16 protein-coding genes are annotated in these 16,962 nt (G+C 67.7%); 7 read left to right on the forward strand and 9 right to left on the reverse strand.

Translation table 11 applies throughout. The annotated features are described in order from the left end of the window. Positions 1 to 287: 287 nt before the first annotated feature. From OP79_RS22105 to OP79_RS22120, 4 genes are all read right to left on the reverse strand, one after another. Positions 288 to 563, reverse strand: coding sequence for a DUF1876 domain-containing protein (locus OP79_RS22105; protein WP_033322081.1), 276 nt, complete (start codon positions 561 to 563; stop codon positions 288 to 290). Positions 564 to 626: 63 nt separating this feature from the next. Further along, positions 627 to 1,469 carry a transglutaminase family protein gene (locus tag OP79_RS22110; protein ID WP_033322082.1) on the reverse strand — a complete coding sequence of 281 codons (843 nt, stop codon included), beginning with the start codon at positions 1,467 to 1,469 and terminating at the stop codon, positions 627 to 629. 7 nt (positions 1,470 to 1,476) lie between these two features. Then, a complete protein-coding gene (locus OP79_RS22115; RefSeq protein ID WP_033322084.1) occupies positions 1,477 to 2,409 on the reverse strand; it encodes an alpha-E domain-containing protein in 933 nt (310 codons plus the stop codon). A 56-nt stretch (positions 2,410 to 2,465) separates the two neighbouring features. Next, positions 2,466 to 4,010: a circularly permuted type 2 ATP-grasp protein gene (locus OP79_RS22120; protein ID WP_033322086.1), complete on the reverse strand. Its 1,545-nt coding sequence runs from the start codon at positions 4,008 to 4,010 to the stop codon at positions 2,466 to 2,468. A gap of 215 nt (positions 4,011 to 4,225) precedes the next feature. On the opposite strand from OP79_RS22120, the gene OP79_RS22125 reads away from it, so the two are divergent. Then, a complete protein-coding gene (locus OP79_RS22125; protein WP_033322436.1) occupies positions 4,226 to 5,683 on the forward strand; it encodes an AAA family ATPase in 1,458 nt (485 codons plus the stop codon). Positions 5,684 to 5,802: 119 nt separating this feature from the next. Here the strand turns inward: OP79_RS22125 and OP79_RS22130 are convergent, their stop codons facing one another. Together OP79_RS22130 and OP79_RS22135 are read right to left on the reverse strand one after the other, a co-directional pair. Next, entirely contained in the window at positions 5,803 to 5,985 is a 183-nt protein-coding gene (locus OP79_RS22130; protein ID WP_033322088.1) for a DUF397 domain-containing protein, read from the reverse strand. A gap of 2 nt (positions 5,986 to 5,987) precedes the next feature. Then, entirely contained in the window at positions 5,988 to 6,878 is an 891-nt protein-coding gene (locus OP79_RS22135) for a helix-turn-helix domain-containing protein (protein WP_033322091.1), read from the reverse strand. 125 nt (positions 6,879 to 7,003) lie between these two features. Between OP79_RS22135 and OP79_RS22140 the strand changes: the two genes are divergently transcribed. From OP79_RS22140 to OP79_RS22150, 3 genes are all read left to right on the forward strand, one after another. Then, positions 7,004 to 7,663: a Uma2 family endonuclease gene (locus OP79_RS22140; protein ID WP_033322093.1), complete on the forward strand. Its 660-nt coding sequence runs from the start codon at positions 7,004 to 7,006 to the stop codon at positions 7,661 to 7,663. A 716-nt stretch (positions 7,664 to 8,379) separates the two neighbouring features. Next, on the forward strand, positions 8,380 to 8,544 hold the full coding sequence (locus OP79_RS57085) for a hypothetical protein (protein ID WP_245685406.1): 165 nt from the start codon (positions 8,380 to 8,382) through the stop codon (positions 8,542 to 8,544). A 44-nt stretch (positions 8,545 to 8,588) separates the two neighbouring features. Then, positions 8,589 to 9,209: a DUF3887 domain-containing protein gene (locus OP79_RS22150; protein WP_169786210.1), complete on the forward strand. Its 621-nt coding sequence runs from the start codon at positions 8,589 to 8,591 to the stop codon at positions 9,207 to 9,209. 292 nt (positions 9,210 to 9,501) lie between these two features. Here OP79_RS22150 and OP79_RS22155 read toward each other — a convergent pair whose 3' ends face one another. Next, positions 9,502 to 9,933 (reverse strand): hypothetical protein, encoded by a 432-nt coding sequence (locus OP79_RS22155; RefSeq protein WP_033322097.1) that lies wholly within the window; start codon positions 9,931 to 9,933, stop codon positions 9,502 to 9,504. A 313-nt stretch (positions 9,934 to 10,246) separates the two neighbouring features. Here OP79_RS22155 and OP79_RS22160 point away from each other — a divergent pair, with 313 nt between their 5' ends. Beyond that, positions 10,247 to 11,290 carry a helix-turn-helix transcriptional regulator gene (locus tag OP79_RS22160; RefSeq protein WP_033322099.1) on the forward strand — a complete coding sequence of 348 codons (1,044 nt, stop codon included), beginning with the start codon at positions 10,247 to 10,249 and terminating at the stop codon, positions 11,288 to 11,290. On the opposite strand, the gene OP79_RS22165 is transcribed toward OP79_RS22160, so the two are convergent. Both OP79_RS22165 and OP79_RS22170 read right to left on the reverse strand, forming a co-directional pair. Beyond that, positions 11,244 to 12,236, reverse strand: coding sequence for a helix-turn-helix transcriptional regulator (locus OP79_RS22165; RefSeq protein ID WP_033322101.1), 993 nt, complete (start codon positions 12,234 to 12,236; stop codon positions 11,244 to 11,246). The two genes, OP79_RS22160 and OP79_RS22165, sit on opposite strands and share 47 nt — an antisense overlap. A gap of 23 nt (positions 12,237 to 12,259) precedes the next feature. Next, a complete protein-coding gene (locus OP79_RS22170; protein ID WP_169786211.1) occupies positions 12,260 to 13,270 on the reverse strand; it encodes a helix-turn-helix transcriptional regulator in 1,011 nt (336 codons plus the stop codon). A 366-nt stretch (positions 13,271 to 13,636) separates the two neighbouring features. Between OP79_RS22170 and OP79_RS22180 the strand changes: the two genes are divergently transcribed. Both OP79_RS22180 and clpB read left to right on the forward strand, forming a co-directional pair. Further along, on the forward strand, positions 13,637 to 13,972 hold the full coding sequence (locus OP79_RS22180) for a Rieske (2Fe-2S) protein (RefSeq protein ID WP_033322108.1): 336 nt from the start codon (positions 13,637 to 13,639) through the stop codon (positions 13,970 to 13,972). Positions 13,973 to 14,263: 291 nt separating this feature from the next. Then, positions 14,264 to 16,864, forward strand: a complete 2,601-nt coding sequence (clpB, locus tag OP79_RS22185) for an ATP-dependent chaperone ClpB (protein ID WP_033322110.1) — start codon at positions 14,264 to 14,266, stop codon at positions 16,862 to 16,864. The last annotated feature ends 98 nt before the right edge of the window (positions 16,865 to 16,962 follow it).

Below are 16,962 nucleotides of genomic sequence, written 5' to 3' on the forward strand. Positions count from 1 at the left end.
CGACGAAGGAAAAGCTACGTTGCGTTCAATGAGTAGGCAACAAGGTCGTTGCGAGGAATCGCTATCAATGCAGGTCAAAGCTTAGAAATCGTTGCAACGGTTCTGAATTTAATGCAACGCCACCTCTTGTTCGTTGCAATGAATTGAGGGTGAACGCTATGCCGGAGGCACCAAACCCAAAAGGCCCCGCCAAGGGCTTCGTGATCGGTGAGGGGATCACGGGCCCGAAGCGGGGCTGAGGCGCGGGAGGCGCGGGACGGGTTGGGCGGATTCTGCTGTGTGACAGGTCACGGAGTCAGCGGATGTGAGATCCGGCCCGAGGCCTCGTCTATTTCGTCGTGGGCCTTGGTGAGGAGTTTCATGGCCAGTTCGTTCAGGGCCCTGGCTCCCGCCACCTCTTCGCCCACCCTCGGCTGGTTGGAGTCGGAGGGGTGGCGTTTGGCGTAGCCGTGGGCCCGTACCTCGCTTCTGTCGGGGAGTCGTACGAGGGCGGCGGCGCGGGTGCGCTGGTCGTCCTCGTCGAATTCCAGCTCCACGTGCCATCCGACAGCCGTGTGCGTCATCGCGATCACCTCCGGAGACGGCCGGCTACACAGATAACAACAGCTTCCGCCCGCCCGCCCCGGTTACGCCACTCGCGTGAACTCCACCATCACCTCCGGTGGCCCTCCGGCCACTCCCCGGTACACGCCCTTGTGCGGCGTCACGTCGTCGTAGTCGCGGCCCCGGCCCACGACCACGTGGGACTCGTCGGCGCGTACCCGGTTGGTGGGGTCGTAGCCGGTCCAGTCGCCCGCCCAGTACTCGACCCAGGCGTGGCTCTGGCCTTCGACGGGGCGGTGGAGTTCCGCGTCGCGTTCGGGGTGGAGGTAGCCGGAGACATAGCGGGTGGGCAGGCCGAGGGCGCGCAGCAGGCCCGCCGTCAGGTGCGCTATGTCCTGGCAGACGCCGGCGCCCTGCTCCCAGGCCTCGGCGGCGGCGGTGTTCACGCCGGTGGAGCCCGGGATGTACCTGACGTGGTCGGCGACCAGCGACGAGACCGCCACCGCCGTCTCGTGCGGGTCCAGGCCGGCCGCCGCCGCACGCGCCCGCTCGACGAGTGCGTCGGGCATGGCCGTACGCGAGGTCGGCGTCGCGTACTCCAACAGGCGGGATTTCGCCACCAGTTCGGCCACCTCCGCCCACGTCGGAGCCGCCTGGAGCCCGCCCGGCGGGGCCGTCTCCACCAGGCTCACCGCCGTGATCGTCAGGTTCGCGTGCGGTTCCATCAGGTCGAAGCCGGTGACCTGGGTGCCCCAGTAGTCCCAGTACGACCAGGTCGGGGTGGAGGGGTTCACGAGGACGCGGGCGTCCAGCGTGGTCTGGCCCGGAAGCGTCAGCGGGGTCATGCGGACCTCGTTGTGGGAGCGGACCGCGGCCTGGGCGTACGACACCTTCGTGGTGTGCCGGATGCGGAGTCGGCGCGTCATGGCGTACTCACGCTCCTTCCTGGGCCCACTCGACGGGCCCCTGGTACGGGAAGAACTTCTCCGCGACCGCCTCGGCGGAAGTCATGCAGGACGTCTGCAACTCGCGCAACAGGGACGGGAGTACGTCCTCCAGGGCGCCGGAGTCCTGATACTCCAGGCGCGTACGCATCCGGCCGATCGGCCGCCGCGCCGGATCCTGGCGCTGACGCCCCAGCGCCGCCAGGCACTCCTCCGCTGTGGTCAGGGCGTGCAGCACCGAACGCGGGAACTCCCGGTCCATGATGAGGAATTCAGCCACGCGGGCCGTGTCCCCGAAGCCGCCGTACACCCGCGCGTACGCCTCGTCCGCCCCGCTCGCGCTCAGCAGCGTCGGCCAGTCCGGCGCGTGGGGGGCGTCCAGGACCCGTACGGACAGCAGCCGTACGGTCATGTCCACCCGCTCCAGGCTCCGGCCGAGCACCACGAAACGCCAGCTGTCGTCGCGGCTCATCGTCGAGTCGGCCAGTCCGAAGAAGAGCGCGGCCCGGCGGCGTACGAGTTCGAGATAGGCGTACGGGCCGGTGCGGCGGGCTGCCATGCGCTGGTCGGCGAGGGCGTGCCAGGTGGAGTTGAGGCACTCCCACATCTCCGAGGACACGGCTTCACGGGCGCTCCTCGCATTCAGACGCGCGGCCCCGAGCGCCCCCTCGATGGAGCAGGTCGAGCGCGCGTCGAAGGCCAGCTGGTCCAGTACCTGCTGCATGTCGACGCGTTCGTCCCCCGCGTCGACGCCGAGGATCGCGTACAGCGAGCGGCAGGCCACGTCCTCATCCCGCCAGGGGTCCTCGAGGAGCCGGTGCAGATACGCGTCGAGGATGCGGCCGGTGGCGTCCGCGCGCTCGACGTACCGGCCCGTCCAGGTCAGTGCTTCGGCGATGCGGGAGAGGATCACGTCGTTCACGGCCGTACCTCCTCGATCAGTGTTCGCTCCGTCCGGGGGTGTCCGGTGCGTGGTGGTCACTGCTGTTGCGCCCCTTCCTGCGAGACGAGGCGCTCCCCGTCGGGGCCGAGCTGGCGCGGGACGACGTCCGGTACGGTGCTGGGCTCCTCCGGTCGTGGCCCGCCCGTCGGCCCGTCGGCGAGTACCCAGGTGTCCTTGGAGCCGCCGCCCTGGCTGGAGTTGACGATGAGGTTGCCCTCCTGGAGCGCCACCCGGGTGAGCCCGCCGGGCAGCACCCACACATCGCTGCCGTCGTTCACGGCGAACGGCCGCAGATCGATGTGGCGCGGCGCCATCCGGTCGCCGGAGAGGGTGGGGGAGGTGGACAGGGCGACGGGACGCTGAGCGATCCACCCGCGCGGATCGGCGATCACCTCTTTGCGTACGCGATCCAGCGTGGCCTTGTCCGCATGCGGACCGATCACGATGCCCTGGCCGCCCGCCCCGTCGACCGGCTTCACGACCAGTTGGTGGAGCTGGTCGAGGACGGCCTCCAGCTGCCCTGGTTCTTCGGGGCGAAACGATTCGACATTGGGGATGACCGGTTCCTCGGCGAGGTAGTAGCGGATGAGATCCGGTACGTACGTGTAGAGGAGCTTGTCGTCCGCGATGCCGTTGCCGACGGCGTTCGCGAGTGTGATGTTCCCGGCCTGGGCCGCGTTCATGATGCCCGGGCAGCCGATGACGGAGTCGGGGCGGAAGTGGAGCGGGTCGAGGAAGTCGTCGTCGAGCCGCCGGTATACGACATGGACCGGCATCTCGCCGCGCGTCGTCCGCATCCAGACACGGTTCCCGCGGCACACGAGATCGTGGCCCTCGACCAGTTGCACGCCCATCAGCCGGGCCAGCAGGGCGTGCTCGAAGTAGGCGGCGTTGTTCGGGCCCGGGGTGAGGACGACGACGCGCGGATCGCCGACCCCGTCGGGCGCCGCCGCGCGCAGCGCCGCGAGCAGGCGCTGCCCGTAGCCGTCGACCGGACACACATGCTGCTCGGCGAAGAGGGAGGGGAAGATCCGGGTCATCGCGCGCCGGTTCTCGATGACGTACGAGACCCCCGACGGCACCCGTACGTTGTCCTCCAGGACCCGGAAGTCGCCCGCCTCGTCGCGTACGAGATCGATGCCGGCGACATGGATGCGTACCCCGCCCGGCGGCTCCACGCCGTGCGCGGCCCGGTGGAAGTGCCCGGAGTTGAGGAGGAGTCTCCAGGGGACGACTCCGTCCTCGAAGGCCCGGCATGGCCCGTACGCGTCGGCGAGATAGGCCTCGAGCGCCCTGACCCGCTGGGAGACCCCGCGCTGGATCAGATCCCATTCGAGGGCGTCGAGAACCCGGGGTACGAGGTCCAGCGGCCAGGGTCTTTCCTCGCCCGCGAAGGCATAGGTGACGCCGCGGTCCGTGAACGCGCGGGCCATCTGGTCGGCCCTGAACCGGAGTTCGGCCGGTTCCATCGGTTGGAGTGCTGCCAGTACCGGCTCATAGGCGGTCCTGACCTCACCCGGCCGCTCAAACATCTCGTCCCACGCGTCGGCCAACGCGTATGCGTCAAATATGTCCGCCATGGCCTGACGGTAGGTGCGGCAGGTAACGGGGCGATCACTTGGGGATTTCGAGCAGCTCACGGGGGTGATCGTGGGGTGGGGCGCCAACTGCGCCGATGACGTGCAGGGGTCAATGATAAGCACACCTATAATAGATGCCCTGGTCATTGAACCCTGGCAGCAGGACGCGGCACATTGGAGGCCCTGTGATTCCCAAGCCCGAGAAACCCGAGACCATGTTCGACCGCGACTTCGAGTGGGCCGAGCTCGTGCGCTACGCGGGTTATCAGGGCCCCGAGGCCACATTGGGCGTGGTGTCCGGGCGGCGGAGGCAGGGCAAGACCTTCCTGCTGGACGGGGTGTGCCGGGCGACCGGTGGGTTCTTCTTCGCAGCCAGCGAGGCCACCGAGGCCGAATCGCTGCGGCAGTTCGGCGCGGCGATGGCCCGGTTCAAAGGGCGGCGGACGCCGTACCGGTTCGCGCACTGGGACGAGGCCGTCGAGGCGATGATGCGGCTCGCGACGCCGGACACCGGACCACTGCCCGTTGTACTCGACGAGTTCCCGTTCCTGGTCAAGGCCTCGCCCGAGCTGCCGTCCCTGCTCCAGCGCGCCCTCGGGCCGCAGGGGCGCCGGGAGGGCGGGCCCGTCCGGCTGCTGCTGTGCGGATCGGCGCTGTCCTTCATGGGCAACCTGCTCTCCGGTACGGCGCCGCTGCGCGGCCGGGCGAGCCTGGAACTGGTCGTGCCGACGCTCGACTACCGGTCCGCCGCCCGGTTCTGGGGCGTCGAGGACCCCCGCCTGGCTCTCGTACTCAACTCCGTGGTGGGCGGCACCCCCGCCTACGGCCGTGAGTTCGTGCTCGGCGACACCCCCGCCGACCTCGACGACTTCGGCCCCTGGATACTGCGCAACGTCCTCAACCCCGGCCGCCCTCTCTTCCGCGAGGCACGCTTCCTCCTCGCCGAGGAGCCGGACCTGCGCGACACCGCGCTCTACCACGGCGTTCTCGCGGCCATCGCCCAGGGCAACCACACCCGGGGCGGCATCGCGAGCTTCCTGGAGCGCAAGTCCACCGACCTCGGACACGCGCTGACCGTTCTGGAGGACACCGGCCTGATCATGCGCGATCCGGACGCCTTCCACGGCAAGCGTTCCGCCTACCGGATCGCCGAGCCCATCCTCACCTTCTACTACGCCGTCATGCGCCCGGAGTGGAGCGACCTGGAACGGCCGGGACAGGCACTGGCCGTCTGGGAGCGGTCGCAGTCCACCTTCCGCAGCAAGGTCGTCGGCCCGCACTTCGAGCAGATCTGCCGCACATGGGCCCGCTGGTACGCCTCCGCCGACACCCTGGGGGGACACCGAACCCGCGTCGAGTCGGGCACAGTCGCGGACCCCACGGCCAAGACCAGCCACGAGGTCGACCTGGCGGTCTTCGGACGCACGGACGACGGCCGCGAGACCTTGCTGGCCATCGGCGAGGCCAAGTGGAACGAGACCATGGGCACAGGCCACCTCGACCGACTCCGCCACATCCGCGAACTGTTGCGCAAGCGCTCGGGCACGGACGCCGCCGGTACGCGGCTGCTGTGCTTCAGCGGGGCGGGGTTCAGTGATGGCCTCCGGGCCGCTGCTGGTGCGGATTCGTCCGTCCAGTTGATTGACCTCGAGCGGTTGTACCGAGGGGAGTGAGCCGGGGCTACGGGCGGATCGCGGGCCGCCGAATGGACGCGTGCGTGCCGCCGACACCAGATCTGCGGCGCTGCTCTCGTAGGGCCGTCAGGACGCGGTGGTCGCTGAACGCCTCGGTATCAAGTGGCGCTTCGCCGGAGGTGGTCGAGGAGAGCGGCGAGGCCCTGCGGGGCGGTGGTGAGTACGGTGCGGGGGTCGTCGCTCTCGCGGAGGCGGATCGTTCCGTCGGGGGAGGCGGCGAGGTATATGCAGTTCGCCTGGTCCTCGCTGAACGACGACTTCTGCCAGGTCGGTTCGTGCATGGTCAGGCCTCCTGAAGGCTGTAGAGCAGGTGTTGCACCAGAGTCAGGGAATCACGGGACTCGTGTGCAACCGCCGGTACCGCGGGGTCCAGAGGTGGCAGGGATGCCGAGCGAAGACGGTCGAAACGCGCCTGGTACTTCAGGAGCGCCTCGCTTTCATGGATGTAGAGCGAGCCGGCCGGGTTCTCGACGAGGACCGTCTGCAGGGCCGACTTGTGGGATTCGGTGAGCAGAAACGGGGTGCTGAAGGCCGGCAGCCCCTCGGCCGTGAAAGGCAGCACCTGGATCGTGACGTTCGGCATTTCCGCCATGCGGATCAGGTGCAACAGCTGCCTGCGCATGACAGCCGCGCCGCCGAACCGCACGTGCAGGGCAGCCTCGTGGATCACGGCGTACAGGGCAGGGGGTTCTGCCTGTGTCAGGACCTGTTGCCGCTTCATGCGGAACTGAACCGCCTTGTCCAAGTCCTCGTGCGGGCGCTCGCTGGACTGGAAGATGGAGCGTGTGTACTCCTGCGTCTGCAGGATGCCCGGGATGAACAGGGACTCGTACGAGAAGAGAGCGTCGGCCGCCGCTTCGAGCTCCGCCAGATCCAGGACGGGTTGACTCAGCGTGCGGCGGTACTCGGTCCACCACCCCTTCCCGTTGGCCTCACTCATCGCGACCAAGGCCTCGATCAAGGGTTCCCGTGTGCACCCATAAGCGTGGCAAAGGGCGCGCAGCTTGTCCGTCGGGATTGCCGTCCGGCCCGCCTCGACGTGTCCGAGGTGGGCGCGGCCCATGCCGATGAACTCCCCGCCCTCCGTCACAGAATGGCCTGACGCCTCGCGCAGCTTGCGCAACTCTGCCCCGAGGCGCCGCTGTCGCTCTGTCGGGCTGGTGCGGAGTGCCAACGTGGTTCCTCTTCCCGTGGGACGCGGGGGCTTTTGCCCTGGTCGGCCTCATCGCCGTACGTACCGTGATCGCGTTGCTTGTGCCTCTAGTACGCCAAGCCCACACTTGAGGAGGAGGTGCCGCCATGACCGCTCTTGCGCACGAGAGGCCCGAGACCATGCCTGAGATCAGGACCGAGTCCGTGTCCCCCGCCGAGAACGGCCCCGACCTGGACGAGGTCCTGTGGCAGGCATGGAAGGCCATGGAACTCCCCGAGGGCTACCGCGCCGAGATCATCGAGGGAGCCATCGAGGTGTCGCCCACCGCCCGCCGTTCGCACGGCCTGATCACCAACCGTGTGCGAAGGGCCCTGGACAAGTTCCTGGACGGCGGCGAGTACGCCTGTCACCAGGACGTGAATGTGATCCACAAACGCAAGGCATGGATTCCGGATGCCTTCGTCGCACCGGAGGACACCGAGCAGTGCGGTGACGAGGACGACCTCGGAGTCACAGCCGAGTCCGTGTGCCTGATCGTCGAAGTCGTCTCTCCGGGCAGCCGCAACCAGGCCCGGGACCGAGCGCGGAAGCGCCGGGAGTACGCACGCGCCGGCATCCCCGTCTACGTCACCATCGACGACTTCGATGACCAGGGCTCCGTCACCTTGTTCACCGGACCGCGTCCCGACAAGGCCGACTGGGACGACATCCACCGCGTCCCCTACGGCACCGAAGTAACCATTCCCGAGGGCCCCGCCAAGGGTTTCGTGATCGGCGTGGCGATCACCGGACCCAGGCGGGGATGAGCGGGTCGGGCAGCCGATGGGGGCATACGGCGTGATCCACTCATGGCCGAGATCGTGCTGATGTCAGATCCGAGGATTGCCGACGACGGCATCCGTGAAGGGTCGTGCATCATTCCGGGTCGCCTCGAAAGCGGCGTCTTTCCTCGTCGCCTCACGGGAGTCACTGTCCCCGTACGAGACCAGAACCACTGCCAGAACGGCAAGCAGGACCGCCCCTAAGGCTTTCGTTCAGGGAGTGGTCCTTCCCATCTGATCAGTTGCCACGCGCCGGGCGGGCGAGTCTTCCGTTCTGCCCGCTCCCGGCACATCGTGCTGATCGACCCCACCCGCACCCTGACGGCGAAGGCGGCGAACCGCTTCTGCGGCAGAGCGCTCAGGCTCGACTAACAGGGCGAGCTCTTCCGACGCTGAACCACCGGCGAGCACGTCCACCCCCATGAGCCTCTGCTGGGCATGCTCGCCCTGCTGCATGGCGCCTCCAACGCGGAGGTCCGGATGCTGCAGACCACCGACCTGGACTCACAGAACCAGACCGTCCGACTGGGCAAGCGCCCCCACATCGTCCTGCTGAATCCCGCCTCCTGGACAGTGCTGCAGCGAGGCATGGCGAACCGACAACTCACACGTGATGGTCACCAAGGGAACAAAGGCCGGGCGAACCCTGGCCTCAACTGCCTATATTTCGCACCTCCTTGACGACTGCGAGTCCCCCTCGCATGATCCGCAGCACCCGCCTCGTTGACCGGGTCAACACCATGGACCTCAGGCTCGTCGCCTTCGGCATGAGCCTGCAGGCCACCCTGATCCATCTCGCCGACCGCGAAGACGATGGACGCCTCCCACCCCAGCGCCCGGTTACGGCACCGGACCAAAGGCTGTAAATGCATCCTTGACATATCATCGGTGTCAAGGGAATCTTTACAGTGTGAGTGGTCCACGAAGTGAGCTCGCGGCACTGGCCGCAAAGATGACGGCGCTCGCTCGCCTGCTCGCCGATGTCACCGAGCGCAACAACGCAGTGCCCGCCGAGCTCACCAGCGTGCAGATCGCACGTGACCTGGATGCATTGTCCGACACCGCATTGCGCGTCAGTGTCGAGAGAGCCCGCGCCGTCGGCCACACCTGGCAGGAGATCGGTGACCTGCTCGGCGTCAGCCGGCAGGCCGCCTTTCAACGCTTCGGACGCCCCATCGATCCACGGACAGGAGAACCCATGAGCAACGCCGCACTTCCGGATGCCGCCAACCGCGCGACCAACCTGTTCATCAACTGGATCGACGGACGACACGACAAGATCGTCGCTCACTTCGACCCCACGATGACCGCGCAACTTCCGCCCGACAAGATAGCCGCCGCCTGGGCCCAGATCATCGGCATGCTCGGCGCTTACGAACGAATGGACAAACCCTTGGTCCGGCAACTCGGCGACCACACAGTCGTGGACATCCCGCTGGAATTCGAAGCCGGCCAGATGAAAGGCCGCGCCACCTTCAACAAAGAAGGCCAAGTCAGCGGCCTGTTCATCCTCACCCCCGAAACCCCCTGACCATTACAGAACGCATCGACTTTCGGCAGTAGTTCACACAGGTTCGCGCGAAGTGCGCATTTTTCCGAAGGGCTTTTTGCTGGTCACGATCGCGGACGCGCGTTCGTAGCGGCCGGGGATGGGCTGGAAGAACAGGTTCGCAGTTCCCCCACGCTCTCGGAAGCCGTGATCGCCGTGTTATCGGCTCTCGCCGTCCTTCCCCAACTGCCGCCTGTGCTGCCAATCCCGGTGGCAACGTGCCCTGGCCCGTCCGCGACGCGCACAGACATTCACTATCCGGAGCGGCGTTTGCTCACGAAGCGCCTGGTTCGCTGAGGTTGGTAGGGCAGCGGGCAAGCCGTACGAGGTTGACGAGGGTTCGGTCGGTGAGGGGCAGAGAGAGTATGAACCGGTAGCAGGTCGCGGCTCCACCGCTTGCGGTGTAAGCGACCGTGATCTTGGTGGTTGAAGCGTCGCGTGCTCTGCCCCAGCGGGCATCCCCGGCCGCGTGAGCAATCTCTTTGTCCGTGAGAGCCCCGTCCCGTGTGGCCTCATGGAGTTGGTACCCGGTCAGTCCGGCCTTCTTGGCAAGGACTTCGTCGTCCGGCGGTGCCGGGCGGTCGAAGAATCCCTGCACCGCGATGGACACCAGGATCGCGGCCGCGGCAAGCAGCAAGGCGATGACGAGCAGGACTACGCACCCGGCTGTGATCAGCCGGTCGCGGTTGTCGGTTTCCAGGGTCACCTCGTGATCTCTTTCAGCCAGAACGCCAGCTGTCGCCTGTGCATCGCCGTTTCCTGGAAGCCTTGGCCGGATGGGGGGTATCTGGCCAAGGCCGCTCGGGTTGCCTTGACGCCCGTAGGAAGCGCTCCAACGATGCACCCGTTGCTTGTGCAGCCACCACCGTCAGCTTGTTGCAATCAGCCATGCGGAGGGGCGGACAAATATGGATCCAATGTGTCGATAGGGGGTGTGGATGCGACGAAGCCGTGTTGCGGAGGCGGGAACGGCCCCGCATAGTTGCGCTCCGGAGAGGCTGGAACCAGGGGTTGGGGAGATGGCCGGGCACAGGACGGAAGCGCATCCGCACGGTGCTGACCGCCTGTGCGATGCGGGGGACCGGGTGTACTCCCGGGCGGTGCGGCGTGGCCGGGTGTCCCGTGAGGATGCCGAGACCGTGCCCTGCCTGGTCGAGTTGGCGCTGCTGCATCCCGACCCCGACGACATGCGGTATCTGGTGCCGACCTCGCCGCAGGAGGTCATGACGCGGTTGCTGCGGGAGATGCACGAGGACGTCGTCGCGGCGCAGTCGCGTATGGGTGCGACCGTGTCCGCCTTCGAGTGGTACGCGTCCCTGGGCGGCGACGCGCGGTCGCCCGCCGAGGGCGTGGCGATCCGGGTGCTCGACGGGCTGCCCCGCATCCGTGCCGCCATGGACGAGGCGACCGAGGCGTGCACGTCCGAGGTGCTGGCCGTGCAGCCGGGTGGCATCCGCCGCGAGGACGAACTCTCCGAAGGGCTGCACCGGGCGCTCGCGCTCCGCCGGCGGGGCGTACGGATGCGCGACCTGTACACGCACGTGGCCCGGCATGGTCAGGGCCTGCTCAACTACATGGAGCTGATGGGCGACGCGGCCGAGGCCCGCACCCTCGACGAGGTCCCCGAGCGGCTCATCGTCTTCGACCGCACGGTCGCCTTCATCCCCGCGAGCCAGGACCGCACGATCGCACTGGAGCTGCGCCACCCGGCGCTGGTCGACTACCTGGTCACCGTCTTCGAACGGCTCTGGCGCCTCGCGATCCCGATCACCGCGCCCCTCCCGGACACGGGCATCGAGGGCATCACCCACCGCGAACGCGCCATCGCGGCGCTGCTGGCCGAGGGCCACCAGGACGCGGTGGTCGCGGAGCGGCTGGGTATCAGCGTTCGTACGTGCCGGGCCCACATCGCGCGGTTGTCGGAGACGCTGGGGGCCGCCAGCCGTACGCAACTGGGGGTCCGCATCGCCCAGGCGGGCCTCGACGGTCCGCCGCGCTCCACGGAGCTTCAGCCTCTCACCGCTCCTGGTCCGGCTGCTCCAGAATCCCCGACTGGCCGATGAGATAGCCGAGTTGGGCTCGGCTTTCGCTGCCGAGGGTGGCGGCGAGTTTGGCTATGTGGACTCGGGCGGTGCGGACGTTCATTCCGAGGCGGTCCGCGATGACCGCGTCGGTGTGGCCTTCGATGAGAAGGGCGGCGATGGCTCGTTGGCGGGGGGTGACGCCGTCGAGGGACGGGCGCCGGACCGCTTCGGGGTACATGGGAGTGGCCAGCCGCCAGAGGCGGTCGAAGGTGGTGACGAAGTAGCCGACCAGGGCCGGGTGACGGACCGCCACGGCGATGGTGCGGTTCTTGTGGGCGGGTATGAAGGCCACGGTCCGGTCGACGACGAGCAGCCGCTCGGTGACTTCGTCCAGGGTGCGGGCCTCGACATCGCCCGCCAACTGTTCGTAGCGGGCGAGCACAGTGGGTGCGTGGCGCAGCGTGTGCTGGTAGAGGGTGCGGATGCGGCCGCCGCGGTCGAGGAAAGCCTGGTCGCGGTCCAGGGCTTCGATGTGGACCTGGGGAGGCGGACCGATGTGCGAGGCGTGCGGTTGGATGGCGAGAAGTTCGCTGGAGGCGTCAGCCAAGGTCTCGGTGATGACCTGGTTGATGCGCGCCATACCGGTGAGGACCCTGATCGTCGGGCTGTCCGTCGCTGCCGTGCGACCGCCGTCGAGCCGCATCAGCGGCTCGAACACCATGGCCAGCCGCTCCTCGCGTCGCCGTTCGTCGGCGATGCGGTCCTCGGCGATGCGGAGCAGCCTGTGGAGGGCCGCGGCCGGTGCGATGGGCTCCAGTCGGCTCAGGTCCTCGACGGACGGCTGCAGCAGCCCGAAGTCGACAAGGCAGGGGGCTTCGACGGCGTCGGCACTGCGTACGCGCCCTTCCCGCAGGGCTCGTGCGTACAGTCGCGTGCCCGTCTCGCACAGTTCCTCCGGCCCGTGGCCGTGTGCCTCGCTTGTCACATGTGGCTCTCTTCGGTCGGCGTTCAGTGATCCTGGTCCAGGATCCCCGACTGCGCGATGAGGAAGCCGAGTTGGGCCCGGCTGCCGCTCCCGAGGGCGGTGGCCAACTTCGCTATGTGGGCGCGGCACGTGCGTACGTTCATGCCGAGACGCCGGGCTATGGCCTCGTCGACATAGCCCTCCACGAGTAGCTTCGCGATGGAGTGCTGGATGTCCGTGATGCCGTCGGGGGCGGTTTCGTAGGGGGCGCCCTCGTCCAAGGGGACCGAACGGCCCCACATGAACTCGAAGACCTTGATCAGGTAGCGGACGAGCCCGGGATGACGGAGTTCGAGGGCGACCTGCCCGTCGTCCCGCGTAGGTATGAAGGCGACGGTCTCGTCGCAGATGATGAGCCGCTCGACGAGTTCGTCGATGGTGCGGTACTCCACCTTGCCGTTGGAGAACTGGGCCACGTACGCCAGGGTCTCGGGGCTGTAGCGGGCCGTGTGCTGGTAGAGAGTCCTTATGCGGCAGCCTCGTTCGATCAACGGTCTGTCGCGCTCCAGTCCTTGATGGAGTGTGTGCTCGAGCCGACGGCGGCTCGGCTGGACCGTGAGCATCTCGGACTGGCACTGGGCCGTGGCCAGATCGAGTGCCGCATTGATCCGCTCGATGCCCTCCAACACTGTGATCGAGTGGGTGTTTGACGTCGCCTGGGCGCTGAGGGCCATGAACGGCTCGAAAGCGTCGGCCAGTTCGATCGACATCCGCCGCTGCTTGGTGATCTCGTGCTCGATCGGGTTGAGCCGCTGGGCCAGGGCGATCGACGGGGGAACCGGGCGCAGCCAGTTCGCGTCGTCGGGATCGGGGTGCAGGAGGGCGAACTCCATCAGGCAGGGAGCGGGCTCCACGTCCGCGCGGGCGATGCGCCCAATGCGCAAAGCGCTCTCATAAAGACGGCGACCTTCCTCGCACAGCTCAGTCACTCCATGAGGATGTGTCTGCTTAGTCCCATTTGTAGCCAAATCTCCACCCCCCAGGGTCCTGAACATGCAGGAACATGATGCATCCATTCGGTGGCCATGACGTGCCCGAATGCGCCATCGTCGTATTCGACGGGGGAGAGGTGACCTTCAAATGAGGACGAAGCCGACTATGCATAAGAGAATGCTTCGCTCGGCGCTTGCCGCCGCCTTCTCCGCCGTTGTGACCTTCGGGGCCGTGGGTGGCCTCGTGGGTACGCAGGGTGACGCTCCGTTGGGCGACAGTACGTGGCGCGTGAGTGCCACGGCTGCTGCCGACGACCCCAGTGACAGTACTTGGGTCAGTCCGGTGCCTGCCGCCAAACCCGGTGACAGTACCTGGATCAGTCCGGCGTCCACCGACGGCGACAATGACAGCACGTGGGTCGCCGAGTCATGACCACCCCACCCGACGACCGCTCCTTCCGGAGAGAAATGGCCACCGCCTACCGCTCCGGCTGGCACTTCATCGACCTGGTCACCGCCATCCCCCACAGTGGCGACTCACTGATGGTGACCGTCTTCGGAGAGCCGGTCGTCGTCACCCGGGACGAGGACGACGATGTGCGGGCGTACCGGTGTCTACGACGTCCGCGAGGAGCGCCGCAACCCGTGCGGTGTGCCATTCGGTACGGAATGATCTTTGTGAACCTCGACCAGCGTGATCACGAGCTGGTCGAGCCGGAAGCCCCGGACGTACGAACCATCTCAGCCACCCCCCGCAGTGCCTGACGCGATTCCCCCGTCGTAGTAGATCGCGCAGGTGCTCCCCCCCGCAGCGGCGTCACCGTGACCTGAACACGGTGACGCCGCTGTCGTTTGCGCGGAATCTCCTGGTATGGCCCGCTTCTGGGCGCTGTGAAGCGCGGCTGGTTTCTGTCCTTTTTCCGTTGCTGCGGGCACCTTCCTTCTGGGTGGCCTCCCTCATCTCCTTGAGTGGAATAGACTCAACTTTGTGTACGTTGCCAAAGTCAGTGTTGGAAGATGGCTGACAACGGCTGACGCAAGGAGGAGACAGCGGACGTGGACGCCGAGCTGACCAACAGGAGCCGGGACGCGATCAACGCGGCCAGTAACCGTGCCGTGTCCGAGGGCCACCCGGATCTCACCCCCGCGCACCTGCTGCTCGCACTGCTCGAGGGGCAGGAGAACGAGAACATCACCGACCTGCTGACCGCGACAGAGGCGGACCAGGCGGCCGTACGGGCCGGCGCCGAGCGCGTACTGAGTGCCCTGCCCAGCGTGACCGGCTCGACCGTCGCCCCGCCGCAGCCCAACCGCGAGTTGCTCGCCGTCATCGCCGATGCCACGGAGCGGGCCAAGGAGCTGGGCGACGAGTACCTCTCCACGGAGCACCTGCTGATCGGCATCGCCGCGAAGGGCGGCCAGACGGGGGACGTACTCTCCCAGCAGGGCGCCAGTGCGAAGAAGCTGCTGGAGGCCTTCCAGAAAGCGAGGGGAGGGCGCCGCGTGACCACACCGGATCCCGAGGGCCAGTACAAGGCACTCGAGAAGTTCGGGACCGACTTCACGGCCGCCGCGCGTGAGGGCAAGCTCGACCCGGTCATCGGGCGGGACCAGGAGATCCGGCGCGTCGTACAGGTGCTGTCCCGGCGTACGAAGAACAACCCCGTCCTCATCGGCGAACCCGGCGTCGGCAAGACCGCCGTCGTCGAGGGACTCGCCCAGCGGATCATCAAGGGGGACGTGCCCGAGTCCCTCAAGAACAAGCGGCTCGTCGCGCTCGACATCGGCGCGATGATCGCGGGCGCCAAGTACCGCGGTGAGTTCGAGGAGCGGCTGAAGACCGTACTCGCCGAGATCAAGGACTCCGACGGGCAGATCATCACGTTCATCGACGAGCTGCACACCGTCGTGGGCGCCGGTGCCGGCGGTGACTCCGCCATGGACGCGGGCAACATGCTCAAGCCCATGCTCGCCCGCGGCGAGCTGCGCATGGTCGGCGCCACGACCCTCGACGAGTACCGCGAGCGCATCGAGAAGGACCCGGCCCTTGAGCGGCGCTTCCAGCAGGTGCTGGTCGCCGAGCCGACCGTCGAGGACACCATCGCGATTCTGCGCGGGCTCAAGGGGCGGTACGAGGCCCATCACAAGGTGGTGATCGCGGACAGCGCGCTGGTCGCCGCGGCCACCCTCTCCGACCGCTACATCACCTCCCGCTTCCTGCCCGACAAGGCGATCGACCTGGTCGACGAGTCCGCCTCCCGGCTGCGTATGGAGATCGACTCGTCTCCCGTCGAGATCGACGAACTCCAGCGCGTCGTCGACCGGTTGAAGATGGAGGAGCTGGCGCTGGAGAGGGAGACCGACCCCGCCTCCCGTGAGCGCCTGGAGAAGCTGCGCCGCGATCTCGCCGACAAGGAGGAGGAGCTGCGCGGCCTCACCGCCCGCTGGGAGAAGGAGAAGCAGTCCCTCAACCGGGTCGGTGAGCTGAAGGAGAAGCTCGACGAACTGCGCGGGCAGGCCGAACGCGCCCAGCGCGACGGCGACTTCGACACCGCCTCCAAGCTGCTGTACGGCGAGATCCCCGCCGTGGAACGGGACTTGGAGGCCGCCTCCGAGGAAGAGGAGGAGGCGTCCAAGTCCGACACGATGGTCAAGGAGGAGGTCGGCGCGGACGACATCGCGGACGTCGTCGCCGCCTGGACCGGCATTCCCGCCGGACGGCTCCTCGAGGGCGAGACGCAGAAACTGCTGCGCATGGAGGAGGAGTTGGGCCGTCGGCTCATCGGCCAGACCGAGGCCGTACGGACGGTGTCGGACGCCGTACGCCGCACACGCGCGGGTATCGCGGACCCCGACCGTCCCACCGGTTCCTTCCTCTTCCTCGGCCCGACGGGCGTCGGCAAGACCGAACTGGCCAAGGCGCTCGCGGACTTCCTCTTCGACGACGAGCGGGCGATGGTCCGCATCGACATGTCGGAGTACAGCGAGAAGCACAGCGTGGCGCGGCTGGTCGGCGCCCCGCCCGGCTACGTCGGCTACGAGGAGGGCGGCCAGCTGACCGAGGCGGTGCGGCGTCGCCCGTACAGCGTGGTGCTGCTGGACGAGGTCGAGAAGGCGCACTCGGAGGTCTTCGACATCCTGCTCCAGGTGCTGGACGACGGACGCCTCACGGACGGGCAGGGCCGCACGGTCGACTTCCGCAACGCGATCCTGATCCTCACCTCGAACCTGGGCAGCCAGTTCCTGGTCGACCCCATCACCAGCGAGGAGGAGAAGAAGGAGCAGGTGCTCGAGGTGGTCCGCGCCTCCTTCAAGCCGGAGTTCCTGAACCGCCTGGACGACCTGGTCGTCTTCTCGGCCCTGACGAAGCCCGAGCTGAAGCGCATCGCCAGGCTCCAGATCGACCGCCTCACCAAGCGCCTGGCCGAGCGCCGCCTGACCCTGGAGGTCACCGACGAGGCCCTGACCTGGCTCGCGGACGAGGGCATGGACCCGGCCTACGGCGCCCGCCCCCTCCGCCGCCTCGTCCAGACCACCATCGGCGACCGCCTCGCCAAGGAGATCCTCGCGGGCGAGGTGAAGGACGGCGACACGGTGCGGGTGGACTCGTTCGGGGACGGCCTGATCGTGGGGCCGGCTACGGGCAAGACGCTGTAGTACGTGTCGCAATCCGCTGCCTGGGGCGTGGGCGATTGAGCGGCCGTTCCGCCGCTCATTCGGCCACATTCGGGAGCCCTTCGCCTGGGGCGGTTGCC

This window comes from Streptomyces yerevanensis, assembly GCF_000716805.1.
GTDB lineage: Bacteria > Actinomycetota > Actinomycetes > Streptomycetales > Streptomycetaceae > Streptomyces > Streptomyces flaveus.

Excerpts from the sequence above, each read along its gene's own strand:
- OP79_RS22110 (WP_033322082.1), bottom strand. The coding sequence starts at position 1,469 with ATGACGCGCCGACTCCGCATCCGGCACACCACGAAGGTGTCGTACGCC.
- OP79_RS22105 (WP_033322081.1), bottom strand. The coding sequence starts at position 563 with ATGACGCACACGGCTGTCGGATGGCACGTGGAGCTGGAATTCGACGAG.
- OP79_RS22170 (WP_169786211.1), bottom strand. The coding sequence starts at position 13,270 with ATGTTCAGGACCCTGGGGGGTGGAGATTTGGCTACAAATGGGACTAAG.
- OP79_RS22180 (WP_033322108.1), top strand. The coding sequence starts at position 13,637 with ATGACCACCCCACCCGACGACCGCTCCTTCCGGAGAGAAATGGCCACC.
- OP79_RS22120 (WP_033322086.1), bottom strand. The coding sequence starts at position 4,010 with ATGGCGGACATATTTGACGCATACGCGTTGGCCGACGCGTGGGACGAG.
- OP79_RS22140 (WP_033322093.1), top strand. The coding sequence starts at position 7,004 with ATGACCGCTCTTGCGCACGAGAGGCCCGAGACCATGCCTGAGATCAGG.
- OP79_RS22130 (WP_033322088.1), bottom strand. The coding sequence starts at position 5,985 with ATGCACGAACCGACCTGGCAGAAGTCGTCGTTCAGCGAGGACCAGGCG.
- OP79_RS22125 (WP_033322436.1), top strand. The coding sequence starts at position 4,226 with ATGTTCGACCGCGACTTCGAGTGGGCCGAGCTCGTGCGCTACGCGGGT.
- OP79_RS22160 (WP_033322099.1), top strand. The coding sequence starts at position 10,247 with ATGGCCGGGCACAGGACGGAAGCGCATCCGCACGGTGCTGACCGCCTG.
- OP79_RS57085 (WP_245685406.1), top strand. The coding sequence starts at position 8,380 with ATGATCCGCAGCACCCGCCTCGTTGACCGGGTCAACACCATGGACCTC.